Origin of the sequence: Robertmurraya korlensis NBRC 107688 (assembly GCF_001591645.1) — a bacterium.
Classification (GTDB): Bacteria; Bacillota; Bacilli; order Bacillales; family Cytobacillaceae; genus Robertmurraya_A.
This window is the reverse complement of record NZ_BCVH01000065.1, coordinates 1-623: the sequence shown is the minus strand read 5'-3', so window position 1 is coordinate 623 and position 623 is coordinate 1. Positions and strand designations below refer to the sequence as shown.

The window sequence follows — 623 nt, the reverse complement described above, 5'->3', positions numbered from 1 at the left end:
TCTAGAGGTGCCAACCATGATGACAAAAAATCAGTTTAATGAACGTGAACAATTAGAAATGCTATCTATTGATCAATTAGTTCCACAAGATCATTTAGTTCGCAAGTTAGAGTCAGCTATTGATTTTTCATTCATCTATCTGTTGGTGAAAGACCTTTATTCGGAGGTAGGACGTCCAAGTATTGATCCAATCGTTTTATTTAAAATGGTGTTTATACAATACATATTTGGTATTCGTTCCATGCAGCCACGGAGGAAAAGGGCTTTGTGTTAGGTACAATCGTAACTCCAGGGAATGTTCATGATAATCATATGTTACAGCTACTTGTTGAGAAGATTATTGAAAAAGTAAAGAAGCCACTTGGGGTCGCAGCCGATGCCGCTTTTAAAACACCGGCAATCACTAACCTGTCCTTCCTTACACACGTCCAAAAACAAAAGATGGGTTCGGACATAGAGCAATCAAAATACTCGTCATACACATAATCTGGTTTTTGAGTCAACGTTTTAAGAATATACCTATACCTGCTGGTTGGAGCGGAGGGCGCTTGACTCCTGGGGGATCGGCGGGACAGGTGAGACCCCACAGGAGCGCCAGCGACGAGAAGACTCACCGCCCTCCC

1 protein-coding gene and 1 pseudogene are annotated in these 623 nt (G+C 42.4%); both read left to right on the top strand.

Annotation, left to right across the window (positions count from 1 at the left end):
* Positions 1-16 precede the first annotated feature (16 nt).
* Positions 17-247 (top strand): annotated as a pseudogene (locus BKO01S_RS24745) (transposase); the annotation flags it as partial.
* Between the two features lie 20 nt (positions 248-267).
* A complete protein-coding gene (locus BKO01S_RS24740; protein ID WP_066060230.1) occupies positions 268-486 on the top strand; it encodes a hypothetical protein in 219 nt (72 codons plus the stop codon).
* Positions 487-623 lie beyond the last annotated feature (137 nt).